The organism is Enterobacter sp. BRE11 (assembly GCF_031844285.1).
Classification (GTDB): domain Bacteria; phylum Pseudomonadota; class Gammaproteobacteria; order Enterobacterales; family Enterobacteriaceae; genus Pantoea.
The window spans coordinates 127243-144600 of sequence record NZ_JAUZUX010000009.1; the positions used below are offsets into that span (position 1 = coordinate 127243).

Below are 17358 nucleotides of genomic sequence, written 5' to 3' on the forward strand. Positions count from 1 at the left end.
GCCCGTTGAGCCGTTAGCCCGGATAGATACCGCGCTCTTTACGCGCCATCAGAATGCGTTCGCAGGCGACAATATAGGCCGCGGTGCGCAGCGAGCATTCTTTCTCTTTGGCTTTCTCCCAGACGTGAACCATCGCGTCGGTCATGATTTTATCCATGCGCACGTTGATCTCATCTTCGCTCCAGAAGAAGCTCGCCATATCCTGCACCCATTCGAAGTAGCTGACCGTGACGCCGCCTGCGTTACAGATGACGTCGGGCACCACGATAATGCCGCGCTCGGCCAGCACGTCGTCCGCTTCCGGATAGGTCGGGCCGTTTGCGCCTTCCAGCACCAGCTTGCAGCTCAACCGTTCCGCGCGCTCGCGGGTAATTTGTCCTTCCAGCGCCGCCGGGATAAAGATATCCATTTCAGTGCGCCAGAACGCCGCCTCATCGATCTTCTCTGCGCCAGGGAAGCCGAGGATCTGTTTGTGTGTCTGCTGCCAGCGTGAAAGCTCGGCCATATCGATACCGTCGGCATTAGCGATGGTGGCGCTGTGATCCTGAATCGCGACCACAGAGGCGCCCGCTTCGCTGAAAAGACGCGCCGCCTCACTGCCAACGTTACCGAAGCCCTGCACCGCGACGCGCGCGCCCTCAACGGGAATGCCTGCGCGGCGCGCCACTTCGCGGCCGGTGATAAATACGCCGCGTCCGGTCGCTTTTTCGCGTCCCAGCGAGCCGCCCAGGTGGACCGGCTTGCCGGTGACCACGCCGGTCACGGTGGTGCCGCTGTTCATGGAATAGGTGTCCATCATCCACGCCATCACCTTGCTGTTGGTGCCGACATCCGGCGCCGGAATATCTTTTTGCGGCCCGATGATAATGCCGATCTCGCTGGTGTAGCGGCGCGTCAGGCGTTCCAGCTCCCCTTCCGATAGCGCAAAGGGATCGCAGCGGATGCCGCCTTTAGCGCCACCGTAAGGCAGGTTGACCGCGGCGCACTTGATGGTCATCCACGCGGAGAGCGCCATGACTTCATTCAGATCGACATTAGGATGGTAGCGCACGCCGCCTTTACCCGGCCCGCGTGAGAGGTTGTGCTGTACGCGATAGCCTTCAAAATGGCGGATGGTGCCGTCGTCCATCTGCAGCGGAATATCGACAATCAGCGCGCGTTTAGGATGGCGCAGCGTATCGATCCAGCGTCCCAGCTCGCCCAGATAGGGCGCGACGCGGTCGATTTGCTGAAGATAGGTGGACCAGGCAGATGTACCGTTTTCAGACGCGTAGGATAACTTTTCCATAAAGACCTTTCTTTTTTAAAGTCGTTTATTATGTGTTGCCGTGGATGAGGAGCGGATTTCACCGCACCCCGTTAATTTACCACTTACTGGAGAAAGATAATTTTTCTTACGCCGCTGAAAAAAACGTTTTTGCTACATTTTGGTGCAGCACAGTGCATAAATAATGTGGTGGGTCGCGCCGCACTGAATAAAGATGTATTTATGTTGCATGGTTGTTGCATAAATGAAATTTGTTGCCACTTTTCAGTTCCTTGAGTCACCTCATAAACTGAACAAAATACGTCCGCTGCGTATTGACTTGGCAGCGGAAAGTCGCCGCATGAGCCAGAGTAATGAGTGGATTACTTTTCGTAATGGCAAATAGCGGGGCGCCTGACTAAAGGGCCATGACTCCCTCTATTTCAATTTTAAGATCGGGCGAAAACAGCGCGCTGACCTGCACTAATGAACTGGCTGGCAAATGGTCGCCGTAATAATGAAACAGCACCCGGCGTAGGGCGTCGATATCTTCAAAAGAGGTGATAAATATTGTGACTTTCAGCAGTGCGCTGAGCGTTTTGTTTTCTGCCTGAGCAATAAGCTGAAACTGTTTAAATATCGCCTCAGCCTGCTCGGCAAGAGAGCCCGCTTGCGCGTCGCTGCCGAATGCGGTGAGCCCGGAAATATAAAGCGTCTTTCCCTGTTTTACCGCATGGACATAGGGCGCTTTAACATCGCCCAGCGCGGGATAATTAATTCTTTCAATGGCTGACATTTTATCTCCTTCATTTTATCTGCCGTACGGCCGTCATTGATCAGACTAATCGCGCCATAACCGAATGTCGCTGTCGTTAAATGACTTTTTCGCTATATAATTGTAAATACAACGAAAGTGGTAAATTAAGGTTACACTTTCCCGCCGTTAATATCACCTGCAGAATTGACAGAATAAAAATGAAATTACTCTCCCGCGCACGTTTCAAATCCCACTTACTTAGCTTGTTAATTTTAACTGCCCTGCAAACACAGGGCGCGCTGGCGTCCACAAACGATACGCTGGTTGTTTCTGCTGCGCCGGGCTCATCCTTGCGTCACGAGGACACCACGCAAAAAAGCGCCATGCTGGGTAACGCCGACCAGCAGGCGCTACGCAATACGCCGTTCTCTGTTCAGTCGCTTTCACGCGAGTTGATGAAACAGCAGCAGTTAAAAAGCGTCAGCGATCTCTATCGCTATATGCCGTCGGTACAGGGTGACGGCGCGCGACCGCAGACGCGCGGTATGCAGGGCAGCGTGGTGCAGAACAGCATGATCGACGGCCTGAACGTCGTCTCAACGACCGATTACGCGGCAGAGCAGTTCGATCATATCGAGGTACTGAACGGCCTGGCCGGTTCACTCTACGGCCCGGCAAACCCGGCGGGGCTGTTCAATTTTGTGGCGAAGCGCGGCGCCGATTTACCACAGCGTCGTCTGCGTATTGGCGGCGGCAGCGGCGGCAACCACAACGTCGCGGCGGATTTCAGCGGCCCGCTCGATCAAAACGATCGCCTGCGCTATCGCCTGAACCTGCTGGATGACGAGGGCGGCGGCTATGTCAGCGGCAGCAAGGTGCGCCGCCAGCTGGTTAGCCTGGCGCTGGACGCAAACCTCAGCGACAATACCGTGCTGGAGATCAACTTCAGCTATTACCACTATTACGATAAAGGTCTGCCGGGCAAATTCGCGCTCGGCAATGGACTCACCTTCCCGACGGCACCCGACCCGAAAAAAGGCGGACTTGGGCAAGCCTATGCGGGCGACGACAACCATACCCTGACCGCAGGGCTGCGCCTGCGGCATGACTTTGACGGCAACTGGCAGGGCGAAGTGGGCGTACTGCGCCAGATTGCCGACCGCGAATCGACTGGCGTCACCAATACCTTTACCGATCGGGCGGGGCGCTATACCACGACGACCTCTTCCTCGACCGCCAGTCGCTTCACCATCAATAGCTATATGGCGAATCTTAACGGCGAAGTCGATACCGGCAGCATCCATCATCAGATCGCCACAGGCATCCGTGGTTTTGTCTGGAAGAATATGAATCCGCTGCACGGCGCGACTTCGACGCTGGGCAGCGCCTCGCTGGAACGGCCCTCTCGCTTTGAGCGGCCGAACTACCCCGACTTCAGCAATCGCTATCACTCCGCCACCGCGACGCAGCACGCTTTTTTGCTGAGCGACAACCTGCAGTTTTCTCCGCAGTGGAGCCTGCTGCTGGCAGGCAGCGAAAGCCTGCTCAGCTCCGCCAGCTACGCGAAAACCGGCGTGCGCAGCAGCGAATCCACTAACAGCGGCTTTTCTGGCTCCGCCAGCCTGGTCTATAAGCCGGTGGATCCGCTGACGCTCTACCTCACCTGGGCGGATAGCCTGCAGCAGGGCGACGCCGCTCCGTCGGGCGCCAGCAACGCCGGTGCGATTCTGGCGCCTTATCGCAGCAAGCAGACGGAAGTTGGCGCAAAGCTGGCGGTAAATCGGCTGCTACTGACGGCGGCGCTGTTTGAGATCAAACGTCCCTTTCCCTATACCAATGGCAGCGGCGAATACGCTGTGGACGGCGAACAGCGCAACCGCGGCGTGGAGCTGATGGCGGATGGCGACGTCATGCAAGGGGTGCATCTCTACGGCGGCATGACCTGGCTCGATCCACGCCTGTTCGATACCGGCAGCCGCGCGACGCAGGGAAAACAGGTGGTGGGGCTGGCACGCTATACCGCCAGCCTTTTCGCTGCCTGGGATCTGCCTGGCCTCAGCGGAGCCGATCTGCACGGCGGCGCGCGCTATGTCGGACGGCGCGCCACCGACAATGCCAACAGCGGCTGGGTAAGCGGCTATACCACCTTCGACGCGGGCGCGGCTTATCAAACCCGCCTGATGAACACCGCAACCACGTTTCGGCTCGATGTGACTAACCTGACCAATCGTCACTACTGGACCAATATCGTGCCGGGCGGCCTCAATGGTTACAGCGGCGCCGGTTATGCCAGCGCCTCGCTCGGCGCGCCGCGTCAGGTGCAACTCTCGATGCAGCTCGATTTTTAAGGAATCTGAATAATGAAAACGTTACTGCGGGCCAGCCTGGCGCTAGCGCTGAGCCTGACGGCGGGCGTCGCCGCTGCCGCCACGCTAACCGACGACCTGGGGCAGCAGGTCGAGCTGCCGCATCCGGCGCGCCGCATCGCCGACGCCTGGTATGCGCACCATTCGCTGCTGATGACGCTGGGCGCGGGCGACCTGATCGTTGCGACCGTCAATCATCCCGCAGACCGGCCTTGGATGTTTAAGGTGCAGCCTTCGCTGAATCAGGCGCTGCAGGCGCGCGGAAAAACCTTTTCCAGCGAGGCGCTAGTGGCGCGCGGCGTCGACGCCATCTTCGTTCCTGCGCAGGATCCTGATGCGATAAGCTATCGCCAGGCGGCTATCCCGACGCTGAGTATGCGTTTTGACGACGTGGCGTCGATGAAACGTTCGCTGCTCACCACCGCGCAGGTGGTGGGTACGCCGCAGGCGCAGCGTCGGGCGCTGGCGTACAACCGTTATCTTGACGCGCAGATCGCCGCCGTCAGCACGCAAACCGCCTCGCTGAGCGAGGCGCAGCGGCCGCGGGTGCTGCATATTCAGTCGCTGCGGCCGCTGAAGGTTGACGGCAGCCAAACGCTGATTGACAGCTGGATCCGACTTGCCGGCGGGAGAAACGAGGCGGCGGCGGTGACGGGCAATATGAAAGAGGTTTCGCCTGAGCAGGTCATCGCCTGGGATCCCGACATTATTATTATCGGGGCAGGCGCAGGCAGGCTTGAGGCGTCGCCTTATGCGGCGCTCTTTAGCGGCCTGAAGGCGGTAAACCAGCATCGCGTGCTGCAAAATCCATCGGGCGTCTTTCCCTGGGACCGCTACGGCACCGAAGTGGCTTTGCAGATCCTCTGGGCGGCGAAGCAACTGCATCCGCAGCGCTTTGCGCAGCTCGACCTTATCGCCGCCACCCGCCGCTTTTATCAGCGCTTTTATGGCTACCCGCTGCGCGTGGACGAAGCGGAAAGAATCCTGGCCGGTTTGCCGCCGATTTCAGGCTGAAATCGCCAGCTTTGCTTCACTGAACAAAGTGTGCGGTGGCTGGCGTAAAAAGCAGCGAAGCGGGCGAATTCGGAACATGCTGACGCATTGTCTGGTGGGAGAAAGTGTGACGTAGCGCTAAAATAGAGGCTTACTCGCAGCTGAGGTCTGACAAATATAATGATTTCACGTTTTTCCCCGATAGCGCTTTTCGCCATCGTCGCGCTCACCGGATGCGCGAAAAAGCACTCTTACCAGGATGATCCTACGTTTACCGCCGGTCCCGCGCAGGTAAGCGTTTCCCACGTCATGACGCGCACCGATGACGGCTCGTCGGTATTCGTTACCGTCGACGGCAAAGACGCCGGCAAGCTGAACGGCGGGCAGAGCAAAGATCTCTTCCTGACGCCGGGCAAGCATAAAATTGGCGGCTACGTCGCTACGCTGTTTGGTCTGGGTCGCGTCACCATCAATCCTGTTGAAGTCAACACGGCGAAAGGCGAAGTGAAGCATGTCGCCTATGAAGTTAAAAGCGACAAGCCAACCTTTACCGAATGGACACCGCCGGCTGTTGAAGGCTAATCCTCTCTCCTGGCCGGTCAGCGCCTGACCGGCTTTGCTCACCTTTTTATCCCCGCCGCTTCCTCATGCATGCGTTGCGCACTGCTCACCGCCGCTAATGATTATATATAATCATATTTGACCATATGTGAGCACCGTCAATTTATTTTTTCGCTGGTTATCCTATAAATGCTCCTGAGACGCCTTCAAAAGAAAGTGCGCTGATTAAATTTAATCAATCTGTATCCATACAGGAGATCAACGTGGCCTATCTTAACCGCAGCACGCGCTGCCCTGATTCATCCTCCGCGCCGCCTTCAGGCGTCACCACGGCGCCGCGCTAGCCCGTCAGCACGCGCAATAACCTAATGGAAATGAGACGAGGGTGGTAACCCTCACGGTTTCGCTCGTCCTCAAGAGAGGCTCAGATGAATACATTCAATGCTGGAGACACCCTGATTATCGTCGGCATCGTGGTGGCTTATATTCTCTTCACCACCTGGCTGACCTGGCAGCTGCGCAGCAAAAGCAGCGGCGATTTTATGGAAGGATCCCGCGCCATGCCCGCGCTGGTGGTCGGTATACTGCTGATGTCTGAATATATCGGCGCTAAATCGACCGTCGGCACCGCGCAGGCCGCCTTTGAAGATGGTTTCGCCGCCTCCTGGTCGGTAATCGGCGCGGCGATCGGCTTTCCGCTGTTTGGCTACCTGCTGGTTAAGCGTATCTACAGCACCGGTAAAATCACGATTTCCGGCGCGATAGCGGAAAAGTACGGTAATACCACCAAGAATATCATCTCCGTCATCATGATTTACGCGTTGCTGCTGGTGAACGTCGGCAACTATGTGAGCGGCGCGGCGGCCATCTCGACCATCCTGAAGGTCAACCTGCCGGTTGCGGCCTTTATTACCGCCGTGGTCAGTACCTTTTACTTTTGCTACGGCGGCATGAAAGGGCTCGCCTGGGTCACGATGCTGCACAGCGCGCTGAAGTACTTTGGCATTCTCGCCATTATGGGATTTGCGCTCTATAAAACCGGCGGCTTCACGCCGATGATCGAACAGATGCCCAGCTACTACTGGACATGGGATGGTCATGTCGGCGCCAGCACCATCGTGGCCTGGCTGATCGGCACAATTGGCTCCATCTTCTGTACGCAATTCGTCATTCAGGCGATCTCTTCCACGAAAGATGTGCGCTCGGCGAAGCGCGCCACCTGGGTTGCCTTCTTCTTCTGTCTGCCGATTGGCCTGGCGATTGCGGTTATCGGGGTGGCGGCGAAATATCTGCATCCGGAGATCAACAGCCTCTACGCGATGCCGATTTTCCTGCAGGATATGAATCCCTGGATGGCGGGAGTGGTGACAACGTCACTGGTGGCGTCGATATTTGTCAGCGTGAGCACCGTGGCGCTGGCCATCGCTTCGCTGGTGGTAAAAGATTTATATGTGCCGTACCGCAAGCCGACGCCGGAGCAGGAGTTCAAAGCGACGCGCTGGCTCTCGTTGATTATCGGCTTCCTGCCGCTGGTTTTTGTGCTGCTGGTGCCTGAGGTGCTGAAGCTCTCGTTCTTTACCCGCGCCATTCGCCTCTCGATTTCGGTCGTGGCCGTGATCGCCTTCTACGCGCCATTCTTTAAGAGCGCGCGCGGCGCCAACGCCGGCCTGATTGGCGCCTGCGTCGCGACATCAGTCTGGTACCTGCTGGGCGACCCGTTTGGCATCAACAATATGTATATTGCGCTGGTCACGCCGGCCATCATTATGGCGATCGATTACCTGATCCCAAACCGACAAATCGATAAAACGCGTCTGAGCGTTGAACAGAGGGGAGTCCGATATGTCCGTAACCGTTAACCGCGATGGCGTGCTGCGCCCAGCAGAGCAGGATGCGCGCCTGATGACGGCGATGCTGCCGTCGCCGTGCCCGCAAAACCATGCCGCGAATCTTTTGCCGCTGCCGGACGGGTCGCTGCTGTGCGTCTGGTTCGGTGGCACGCAGGAAGGCGTGGCGGATATCTCCGTTTACTGCTCGCGGCTGGCGTCCGGTGCCGATCGCTGGAGCGAGGCGGTAAAACTCTCCGACGATCCCACGCGGTCAGAACAGAATCCGGTGCTGTTTCTGGCGCCAGACGGCGTGCTGTGGCTGCTCTGGACGGCGCAGCTAGCCGGCAACCAGGATACCGCTATCGTGCGGATGCGCCAGTCGCGCGACCTGGGCGTCAGCTGGGGGCCGATCGAGACGCTGCTCAATGAGCCCGGCACCTTTATCCGCCAGCCGATGACCGTGCTGGAGAATGGCAACTGGCTGCTGCCGGTGTTCTACTGTCGCACCCAGCCGGGTGAGAAGTGGGTGGGCAATGATGACGTCAGCGCGGTGAAGATCTCCAGCGACGGCGGCAAAAGCTGGCGCGACGTCGCGGTGCCCGGCAGCCTCGGCTGCGTGCATATGAACATTACCGCGCTGCCTGACGGCACGCTGGTGGCGCTTTATCGCAGCCGCTGGGCAGACCATATCTACTACAGCCAGTCGGAAGATGGCGGCGAAAGCTGGTCACAGCCGGAGCCGACCACGCTGCCCAACAATAACTCTTCCGTGCAGGTCACCACGCTGCAGGACGGCACCCTAGCGCTGGTGTTCAACAACATGAGCGCGGCGGGCGTGACGGAGCGACGCGCCTCGCTTTATGACGAAATCGACGACGACGACGATAGCCGTAAAGAGCCGCAGGCGCGCGAAGGGCGCAGCGCGTTCTGGGGTGCGCCGCGCGCGCCGATGACGGTGGCGCTGTCGCCCGACGGCGGCAAAAGCTGGCCGTGGCAGCGCAATCTCGACGAAGGGGACGGCTACTGCATGACCAATAACTCCCAGCAGAAACTCAACCGCGAGTTCTCCTATCCCACCATCAAGCAAGACGCCGACGGCGCTCTGCACATCGCGTATACCTTCTATCGTCAGGCGATTAAATATGTGCGCCTGTCGCCGGCGTGGGTAAAGGAGGCATCATGATTATCGGTAATCTGCAGGCGCTGGCGATGGCAGGGCTGCCCACCGCGCTCCGCGCCATCCTTGAGCGCGACGAGTGTCGGCTTGAGGCGCTGCAACAGCGCGAGGATGGTCGCTTTCAGCCCGCGGATGCGTCATGGTTTTGCCATATTGGTCCGGCGCAGACCGAGCCAGCGGCGCAGCGCCATACCGAATACCATCGCCAGTGGGCCGATATTCAGGTGGTGCTGGCGGGCAGTGAGGTGATTAACGCCAGCCAACAGCCTCTGGCGCGGCCGGACGATGAAGAGCGCAAGGAAGATCTGTTCATCGCTGCCGCGCCAGCTCTGCCGGTTTCGATAGGCTTAAGCGCCGGCGATTTTGCCGTGTTTCTACCGGGTGAACCGCATCAGGCGCTCTGTGCCGCATCGCAGCCGGACAGGGTGCGCAAAGCGGTGTTTAAAATTCCGCGTTCGCTTCTGGAGGCGTAGATGCCACATGCGATAGTAACCGGCGTCAGCTCCGGTATTGGCGAGGCGATTGTCGCCGCGCTGCTCGATCAGGGCTGGCAGGTGACAGGACTGAGTCGTCGCGCGGTGACGCGCGACAGCGCGCGTTTCCGCAGCGTTCAGGTCGATATGAGCGATGAGCCCGCGCTTATCCGCACGCTGGCCGATCTTCCCGTGCCGGATGCGCTGGTGCATGCCGCTGGCATGATGGCCGCCGCGCCGGTGGGTGAGATTAACCTCGGCGTCAGCTCGCGCCTCTGGTCACTGCACGTGCGCGCGGCGGAGATCCTCACCAGCCGCTTTGCGCCAGAGATGCAGCCTGGGGGCCGCATTGTGCTGATTGGCAGCCGCACCTCGCGCGGGGCGGCTAACCGCTCCCAGTATGTCGCCACCAAAGCCGCTATGGTAGGGATGGCGCGCAGCTGGGCGATGGAGCTGGCGCCGCGCGGCATTACGGTCAACGTGGTGGCGCCGGGCGCGACGGAAACGCCGATGCTGTCGCAGCCGGGCCGCGAGGCCTCCAGCCCGGTCGTGCCGCCGATTGGCCGGCTTATCCAGCCGCAGGAGGTCGCCGCGCTGACCGCTTTCTTGCTTTCGCCGCAGGCTGCGGCTATCACCGGTCAGGAGATGGTGATTTGCGGCGGCGCCTCGCTGCGCTAACCGCGCGGGTTTAGTTTCGCCAGCTGCGCGCCAAAATGCTGCTCGATCACCTTGAAGGTCTCCAGCGCCTTAACGCGGTAGAGCTGCTCTGAAGGATGAATGCAGTCGGGCGACATCATGGCGCGCCAGTCAGGCAGCTGTTGAATGCGCTGGTACTGGCTGACCAGCGGCACCTTTTCCGCGCGGGCGACGGTGTCGAGCCGCGCGGCATAAGGCGCCACATCCCATTTCTCCGCCCGGCCGCACAGCGGATGCGGCTCCTGCAACACCACCGCTTTGCCGTTCGCTCTGGCGCTGTCGATCAGCGCCGTCATCACTTCGCCGTAGCGCTGCGGGCTCACCTGGTAGGGTTTTTCGATATCGTGAAAGTGATAGTGGCGCGCGTCGTTGGTGGCGAAATTGAGCAGGATGAGCCGCGCGCGGGACTGCTTCATTGTCTCCTGCCAGGGGGGATTGTGCTCATATTTATAACGGCCGTTCAGGAGTTCGATCGCCTGCGCCGACGGGGCGCCGCGATTGATCACCTGCACGCTGCTGCCATATTTCGCCTGCAGCAGCTGATTAAGCACGGCAATTTCATTGTGCTCGCTGACGATATTGCGTAGCCGACCCGCTTCCCGCACCGCCAGTACTCCTTTAGTGCTGGATCCTCCCCAGGCTTCAATAATAAAAGTGTCGGGCGATGGGGGCTGCGCCAGAACTGCTTTAGACGCGGCGAAGGTAAGCGCAATGGATAGCGCCATCTTAAACTGCATTTTTTTTCTAACCATATCGCTCTCGGCTTGTTACCTGCGGTAAATATCGCGGTTAAACCACGGCTGCAATCACGGTAGCAAAATAATTTGGCCGCCAACAACCCGAAAACTCTCGATTGTCACCGGCAAAATTATATCAACAGGTTGTATTTTATCGAGCGGCACTTTTTTAAGCGGATCGCGGCGAACAGGACGTTTTTTTCGTGCCAGCGAAGTAAAATAAGCAGAATCGCATTTGTTAGCAATATTTCTTTTATTAACCGGCCTTATCAGCCGTCTCGTTTGGCGGGGCGCGGCCCGCAACAGGGCGCACATGGGCGGCATTCTAAAAATGGCTAATTCGATTTCATTGTTTTTGTTAGATAAAATTACGATCGCGAGGCTGATTTGGTTATTTTTCCCTACCTGCGCTATCTGGCCTTTTTCCTAATTGAGCCGCGAATCTCCAGGCATATTCCTAATGTCCTGTCCGCGCAATGCTTTTTATCCTTAAGTGATGGTAGGCTTTACCTACACAGGCCAGACAGGGTTATTCTGATTTCTGCGCGGCCGACTTCACCGGGTCAGGATAATTTCCCTTTTGCATCTCGCTATTAAAAGGGCGGCAGCAGAGAGGCGAGGTCCTGACGCATTATCGAGAAGGGTACAACGTGGAAAATAAAACGTTTCTCTCAAGCCGAAATATCGGCCTGGATTTCCTGCGCGCGCTGTTAATTCTGGAAGGGGTTTTATACCATGCCGCACGCAGTCTTCCCGGTGGGAATAACTGGTACTATATTTCCGGAAAAAATGAGGCGGACGCTTTTACCGCGCTGATTGAGTTTATACATACCTTTCGAATGGAAGCCTTTTTCTTTCTGTCGGGCATGTTCTCGGCCATGGTCATCCTGCGTAAAGGCACTGACTTTTTTTACAGTAACCGCAAGAAGCGCGTTGTGGTGCCGCTGATCTCCGCCTTCTTATTTATTCCTGGGCTAATGTATCTTATCAACGCGCAAATTGACGGCGAAGCCCTGACCATCCATGACGCGCTGGGCGCCTACACGTCGCTGCACCACCTCTGGTTCCTGGTCTCGCTGACCGCGATGTCGTTCCTGATCCCGGGCAGTCTCTATCAGCACGCGGCGGCGATGATGCGCCGCCTGCCTTTCCCGCTGCTGGTCGCGGCGCTGATCGTGGCGGCAAACGCCTTCTTTGTGGTGAAGTTCTTTGTGAAAGAGTTCGGCGAGTGGGTCAACCTTATCCCCGTCACCGCACGCTTTATGGTGTTCTACGCGGCAGGCTATGCGCTCTACCTTAACAGCGATCAGATCCCGCGGCAGGCGCGCAGTATCCTGGTCAATACCAAAGTGGTGGCGGCACTGGGGCTGGCCTGCTGGCTGGTGTTCTATGCCATTTTCCACTTCAACATCACCAGCAGCCTGAAGTATCTGCCGGTGCTCTGCGCCAGCCTGTTCTCGGTAATTTTCTCCTACTGGGTGGTTTTCACCTTCGAGAAGTTGCGTATGAAAGAGAGCCGCCTGGTGAAGGGCGTGGTGGATTCCGCGCTGGTGATCTACATCATGCACTATCCGCTGGTGATCACCTTCGCCTGGCTGCTGGATGGCTATCTGCCCGATGCGCTGCCGATAACCTATGTCGCGGTGGTGACCTCGCTCGGCCTGATCTGCAGCGCCGCCCTCTATTTGCTGATTAAGCAGCTGCCGCTGATGTCGCTGCTGTTTGGGCTGGAGCCGGCTCGCGTGCAGACTCTGCCAGCCACCCATCCCCGGAGCTAATTGCCTCGCTTTGCCTCTGCCCGCTAGACCTTGTCCGGCGGGCATTCTGTTACAAACCTCTTTATTGAAGCGCTGCAAAAGCGGTTATGCTCTTACTACTTCAGACAACCGTGTAGCGAAGGGATCATGATTGTAAATTGCATGGTATATCGCCCAGGCCAGGTCGGGCAGGAATTAGACGTAGAAAAAATCAGTGATGTGCTCAGTGAGCCGGATGCCTTTATCTGGATGGGGCTTTATCAGCCTGAAGCGGCGTTCATGCATAAAATCCAGAATGAGTTTGGGCTGCATGAGCTGGCGGTAGAGGACGCACTCTGCGCGCATCAGCGTCCTAAGATTGAGCAGTATGGCGAGTCGATGTTTATTGTGGTGAAAACCGTCAGTGCGGAAAATGAACACCTTCACCTGGGCGAGACTCACTTTTTTATCGGCAAAAATTTCCTTATCACCCTGCGCCACGGCGCTTCCAACAGCTATGCGCCCATTCGCGAGCGCGTGGCGCAAAACAGCGCGATGCTCGAGCACGGGCCAGGCTATCCGCTCTACTGTATTCTCGATTTTATCGTCGATCGCTATGGCGAATATACCGCCTCGCTTAGCGATAAAATTAATGAGATTGAGGCGGCGCTGTTCCGCTCCGAGTTTGATAATCTTGCGGTGAAAAAGGTTTATCGCCTGCGCCGCGAGCTGCTGAGCCTGCGCAACGCGGCGCAGCCGCTGGAGGAGATTTGCCAGCAGCTGGTGCGGCTGCACGAAGATATCGTGCCGAAAGCGCTGCGCGCCTATCTGCGCGACGTGCAGGATCATGCGCGCCACGTCGTCACCGATGCGGAGGATATGCGTGAAATGCTCACCAGCGCCATGCACGTTAACCTGGCGATGGTCGCGGTGCAGCAGAACGAAGTGACGAAAAAGCTGGCGGGCTGGGGTGCCATTCTGGTGATACCGACGGTGATCTTCAGCATGTACGGCATGAACTTTAAAGAAATGCCGGAGCTGAACTCGCCGCTGGGCTATCCGCTGGCGCTGGGCGGCACTTTCGTCGGCTGCTTCCTGCTCTGGCTGCGGCTGCGCAGGTCGGGATGGCTTTAGCGGCTGCGCCGCGACGCAACGTGCGCCGCGGCCTGGCGTCTTACTCTTCGATAGACGAGAGCAGCGCATTCTGAATAATGCGCTGCGCTTTCAGCGGATTTTGTTCCAGCTGCGCCGCCTGCAGCGCCGCCATATCCAGCTTGTCGAGTGCCCGGTAGATATGCTTGAGGAAGCGGATCGAGAGGTTGGCGGCTTCAACATGGTCTTCGCGGAACGGAAACTGATCGAGCTGCCAGACGCCGTCCCAGTTGTTGCACTTCAGCACGTAGAAAAACTCGAAAATCTCGGTCATATGGACGGTGCCGACTACCAGGTCATCATCCCAACCGCGCAGGTTGTCGTTCACATCCATGCCGAACAGGCGGCCGCGATCGATAATCAGCTGCGCGGAGCCGGCCGGGGATTCGCCCGCGAACAGCGCGTGACCGAAATCGAGCAGGATCCCCACGTTGTCCAGCCCAATCTCCTCAATGCCGAGCAGCGACTTCGCCGCAGAATCCCAGGTCATTTTGACACGCGGTTCGCGCGGCTTGTATTCAATGGCAAATTTCACGTCCGGGTTTGCGCTGGCCAGTTCGCGCATGCCGTCGACCGCCAGCTTCCACAGGTTTTTGTGATCCACCTGGAAAGGGTAATCCCAGCCGTCCTGACCTGGCCAGACCTTAACATAGTTCGCGCCCAGTTCACGCACCACGTCGGCCGCGTCGTTCATCAGCGCCAGCGCCTCAGCACGCACCGCCGCGTCGGGATGGGTAAAAGCGCCGCGCGAGAACTTGCGCAGATAGATCTCCGGCGTTACGCCGATCGCTTTCAGCCCCGCTTCCTGCAGCGCCTGTTTCACCTCGGCGACCGAGACGCCAGGGGTAAAGGGATAGGGGATATCGACGTAGGCGAGATCCTCGACTTCGGCCGCCAGCTTGATCTGATCCAGCGTGCTGAGCGCCGGCCCGTAGCCGTCAACGGCGTAGCGGTCGATATAGTTCGCGAAATGCCACAGGCCAGCGCCAAACTTCGGATAGTTATAGTCACTCATTGCCGATATTCTCCGTTCAGGATGCAGACAGAAATGGGCGGATTGCGCTAACAATCCGTAATGGAATATATATTCAGTAAGGATTATATATTCCATTGTGCGGGCGGAATGGGCTGCGTTGCCAGCAGAGTGCGCGATAACTGTAAGGTGGGTCACAAAAAATGACTGGGCCGCTGAGAAGGGGGCAAGGTTGGCGGCGCGGCGGTGAAGAGAGAGCAGGGCTATTCGCTTGTTAAACGGCGTCATTAGAGGGATCATCTGCGCAGTCTGGGTTGATATCGTAGGCGCTATGCTCATCAGTACCGAAAACTTTCGCAGCCACGCGGCCGATACGCAGCTCGCCTGTACGCTTGCGGCTGTCGCAGGCGCACTCAATACCGCGGCCTTTGAGGTGGTCGGCTTTTTCTCCGCCAATATGACAGGCAATGTCTCGTCACTTTCGGATCATCTGGCCAAAGCAAGCCTGGCACCGGCTATTTTCTTCGTGTCGATCGTCGCCCTCTTTATTACCGGCTCCGCCTTTTCCACGCTGCTGATCAATGCCGGACGGCGTAACAATATGCGCAAGGTCTATGCCCTGACTATTCTGGTGGAGGGGGGCGGTCTGGTTGGTCTCGGCGGAATGGAAACCTGGCTGACGCCGCACTCGCCCGGCGTGGTGCTGATTTTATGCCTGAGCTTTTTAATGGGGCTGCAGAATGCCGTCGTCACCCGCATATCCAACGCGCGCGTGAGAACTACCCATGTATCGGGCACCGCAACGGATATTGGGATTGAGCTGGCGATGCTGTTCGACGTGCTGAGGCGTAAAGAGTCGCCGAAAGAGGCGCCGCTCTATATTGAGCGTTTGAGGCTACACGCCTTTACGCTTCTCGCGTTTCTGGCTGGGGGCGTGGCCGGAATCTGGCTTTATCGCGCATTGGGCTATCCGTTCATTATGCTCATCGGCCTGATGCTTATCGCTCTCGCGCTGCATACCCTGCTGGGCAGGCATAGCAATCCGGCTAATCAGTAAAGCGCGTGCTGCCAGCGTGAGGCGTGGCTGGCTAAACCGCGCCTGCGGCAGGGTGCGATCAGCTAAAGCCTGCGCCCAGCAGCGCTTTATCGATACGGCAGCCGGGCATCATCGCCTCCAGCCCGGCGATTAGCTCATCAGCGGCGTGATGCAGCGCATCAAGCGGCATCTCCGGCAGGCTTTCGAGAATAAACCACATCTGCTGCGCGCTGGCGTCGAGGCGCGTTCGCACGCCCTGACGCCAGTTCCAGCGGCGGCAGGTGACGCCGAGGTCGTCGCGCCAGATCACTTCGCCCGGCTCGGGCGACTCTTCGCAGGGTTCGCCCGCTTTTAGCGTGTCGAAGCGTTCGCTGCCGTCGGCGCGCACCAGCCGCGCATTGCCAACGTAGGCAGCCGCATTTTCGCCACCGATCGGCAGGGCGTACTTAATGCTGATGGCGTTGTAGATATCGACGATCGGATCGATGGCGGGCAGCGCGCCATCGCGAGCGACCCGCTTGCGCAGCGCTTCGACCGAACTGGGCGTGCGGGCAGGTTTTGCGCCGAAGACTTTAAAGAGGTCGCGCCAGGCGGCGATATGCGCCTCGGCATAGGGCACATCCTCGGTGGTGACAGCTCGGCAGGCAGCGTCCAGCGCCGTGCGCGCCACCTGCGGGTGCTGCAGCGCGGTCGCTTCCACCCGAATGCTGATAGCGCGAAAGCCTGGCGCCAGCGCGAGTACGGTCAGATCGACCTCAGGAGAGAAAGAAAACATCGCTATTCCTTGTAGAGGGTTACGACATGAAGTGTAGCGACGGATGGCTGTCGCTGCTCGCCCTGAGCGGCTTTTAGCGCAGGCAGACCAGACAAAAATCCAGGAATATGCCGAATCCGAAGTAAATTACCCGCTTTTCGCTGTACGGTTGCGTTATTTGTCTATACTGAAACTGGACTTAATAACGAATGAGGGAATCATGAAAAAGACCATTATTGCACTTTCTGCTCTGATGCTGGCGACGCCGGTTTTTGCGGCTACCACACACGCTACCGATGAAACCGTGGCTGAAGCGCACAAAGGCGCCGATACTGCCAAAGAGAAGCTGCATCAGGCGCAGGATGCGGGCGCTGAACAGAAGCTGAAAGCGGAACACGCCGCAGAAGGCAAAAGCCATGCGACCACCAGCAAAGTGAGCGAAGGTACGCAGAAAGCCTGGCACAGCACCAAGCAGGGCAGCGAAAAAGCCTGGGACAAAACCAAGCAGGGCGCTGAAGACCTGAAAAATAAAGCAACAAACTAACTGAAAATGGCCGGTTTAACCGGCCATTTTTTTATCCTGTTCACCCCTTCAGGCGCACTGTGCGCTTTCCCGCCCGCAGCGACGCCGCGGCCATCGAAATTATCCCCAGCATCTGGCGTAAGCGACGCGACAGGAAAGCCTGAGAATAATGGCGGCTGTAACACGGCCGGAGAAAAGCGCATTTAATAGTTACATCATACTTATATCCTGTTAGTAAGCACAGTCGGCATCGTGCCAGTTGTAGGCTAAAAAATTCAGCAGCAAAGGGCAGACAACCCTTAATTTTCTGGCAACGCATGCCCGAACGCGCTTGTTCAAATCACTCCGC

Annotated in this window: 16 protein-coding genes; 11 read left to right on the top strand and 5 right to left on the bottom strand. The window is 58.1% G+C overall.

Features of this window, described 5'->3' with window-relative positions; all coding sequences use genetic code 11:
* Nucleotides 1-13: 13 nt before the first annotated feature.
* Together Q9R34_RS11365 and Q9R34_RS11370 are read right to left on the bottom strand one after the other, a co-directional pair.
* Nucleotides 14-1288: a Glu/Leu/Phe/Val family dehydrogenase gene (locus tag Q9R34_RS11365; protein WP_485893745.1), complete on the bottom strand. Its 1275-nt coding sequence runs from the start codon at nt 1286-1288 to the stop codon at nt 14-16.
* Between the two features lie 376 nt (nt 1289-1664).
* A complete protein-coding gene (locus Q9R34_RS11370) occupies nt 1665-2042 on the bottom strand; it encodes a RidA family protein (RefSeq protein ID WP_485893747.1) in 378 nt (125 codons plus the stop codon).
* 179 nt (nt 2043-2221) lie between these two features.
* Between Q9R34_RS11370 and Q9R34_RS11375 the strand changes: the two genes are divergently transcribed.
* From Q9R34_RS11375 to Q9R34_RS11405, 7 genes are all read left to right on the top strand, one after another.
* Entirely contained in the window at nt 2222-4351 is a 2130-nt protein-coding gene (locus tag Q9R34_RS11375; protein WP_485893749.1) for a TonB-dependent receptor, read from the top strand.
* 12 nt (nt 4352-4363) lie between these two features.
* Nucleotides 4364-5383, top strand: coding sequence for an ABC transporter substrate-binding protein (locus Q9R34_RS11380; protein ID WP_485893751.1), 1020 nt, complete (start codon nt 4364-4366; stop codon nt 5381-5383).
* Between the two features lie 159 nt (nt 5384-5542).
* Nucleotides 5543-5944 (top strand): hypothetical protein, encoded by a 402-nt coding sequence (locus Q9R34_RS11385; RefSeq protein ID WP_434123714.1) that lies wholly within the window; start codon nt 5543-5545, stop codon nt 5942-5944.
* Between the two features lie 407 nt (nt 5945-6351).
* Complete coding sequence (locus Q9R34_RS11390) at nt 6352-7782, top strand: sodium:solute symporter family protein (RefSeq protein ID WP_485893754.1); 1431 nt, start codon at nt 6352-6354, stop codon at nt 7780-7782.
* Nucleotides 7766-8935, top strand: a complete 1170-nt coding sequence (locus Q9R34_RS11395; protein WP_485893756.1) for a sialidase family protein — start codon at nt 7766-7768, stop codon at nt 8933-8935. The genes Q9R34_RS11390 and Q9R34_RS11395 overlap by 17 nt, the downstream gene beginning before the upstream one ends.
* The gene (locus Q9R34_RS11400; protein WP_485893758.1) at nt 8932-9402 is read left to right on the top strand and encodes a NanQ anomerase/TabA/YiaL family protein; all 471 of its coding nucleotides are present in this window, start codon (nt 8932-8934) and stop codon (nt 9400-9402) included. Before Q9R34_RS11395 ends, Q9R34_RS11400 begins: the two co-directional genes overlap by 4 nt.
* Entirely contained in the window at nt 9403-10080 is a 678-nt protein-coding gene (locus tag Q9R34_RS11405) for an SDR family NAD(P)-dependent oxidoreductase (RefSeq protein ID WP_485893760.1), read from the top strand.
* On the opposite strand, the gene Q9R34_RS11410 is transcribed toward Q9R34_RS11405, so the two are convergent.
* A complete protein-coding gene (locus tag Q9R34_RS11410) occupies nt 10077-10823 on the bottom strand; it encodes an SGNH/GDSL hydrolase family protein (RefSeq protein ID WP_485893762.1) in 747 nt (248 codons plus the stop codon). The genes Q9R34_RS11405 and Q9R34_RS11410 overlap by 4 nt on opposite strands.
* Nucleotides 10824-11485: 662 nt before the next feature.
* Between Q9R34_RS11410 and Q9R34_RS11415 the strand changes: the two genes are divergently transcribed.
* On the top strand, nt 11486-12613 hold the full coding sequence (locus Q9R34_RS11415; RefSeq protein ID WP_485893764.1) for an acyltransferase family protein: 1128 nt from the start codon (nt 11486-11488) through the stop codon (nt 12611-12613).
* A gap of 126 nt (nt 12614-12739) precedes the next feature.
* Nucleotides 12740-13705 (top strand): magnesium/cobalt transporter CorA, encoded by a 966-nt coding sequence (gene corA / locus Q9R34_RS11420; protein WP_485893766.1) that lies wholly within the window; start codon nt 12740-12742, stop codon nt 13703-13705.
* Nucleotides 13706-13745: 40 nt separating this feature from the next.
* Here corA and Q9R34_RS11425 read toward each other — a convergent pair whose 3' ends face one another.
* Nucleotides 13746-14738 carry a sugar phosphate isomerase/epimerase family protein gene (locus Q9R34_RS11425; protein WP_485893768.1) on the bottom strand — a complete coding sequence of 331 codons (993 nt, stop codon included), beginning with the start codon at nt 14736-14738 and terminating at the stop codon, nt 13746-13748.
* 289 nt (nt 14739-15027) lie between these two features.
* On the opposite strand from Q9R34_RS11425, the gene Q9R34_RS11430 reads away from it, so the two are divergent.
* Nucleotides 15028-15753, top strand: a complete 726-nt coding sequence (locus tag Q9R34_RS11430; protein ID WP_434123726.1) for a YoaK family protein — start codon at nt 15028-15030, stop codon at nt 15751-15753.
* A gap of 58 nt (nt 15754-15811) precedes the next feature.
* On the opposite strand, the gene Q9R34_RS11435 is transcribed toward Q9R34_RS11430, so the two are convergent.
* Nucleotides 15812-16507 carry a B3/B4 domain-containing protein gene (locus Q9R34_RS11435; protein ID WP_485893771.1) on the bottom strand — a complete coding sequence of 232 codons (696 nt, stop codon included), beginning with the start codon at nt 16505-16507 and terminating at the stop codon, nt 15812-15814.
* Between the two features lie 199 nt (nt 16508-16706).
* On the opposite strand from Q9R34_RS11435, the gene Q9R34_RS11440 reads away from it, so the two are divergent.
* The gene (locus Q9R34_RS11440; RefSeq protein ID WP_434123814.1) at nt 16707-17030 is read left to right on the top strand and encodes a hypothetical protein; all 324 of its coding nucleotides are present in this window, start codon (nt 16707-16709) and stop codon (nt 17028-17030) included.
* The last annotated feature ends 328 nt before the right edge of the window (nt 17031-17358 follow it).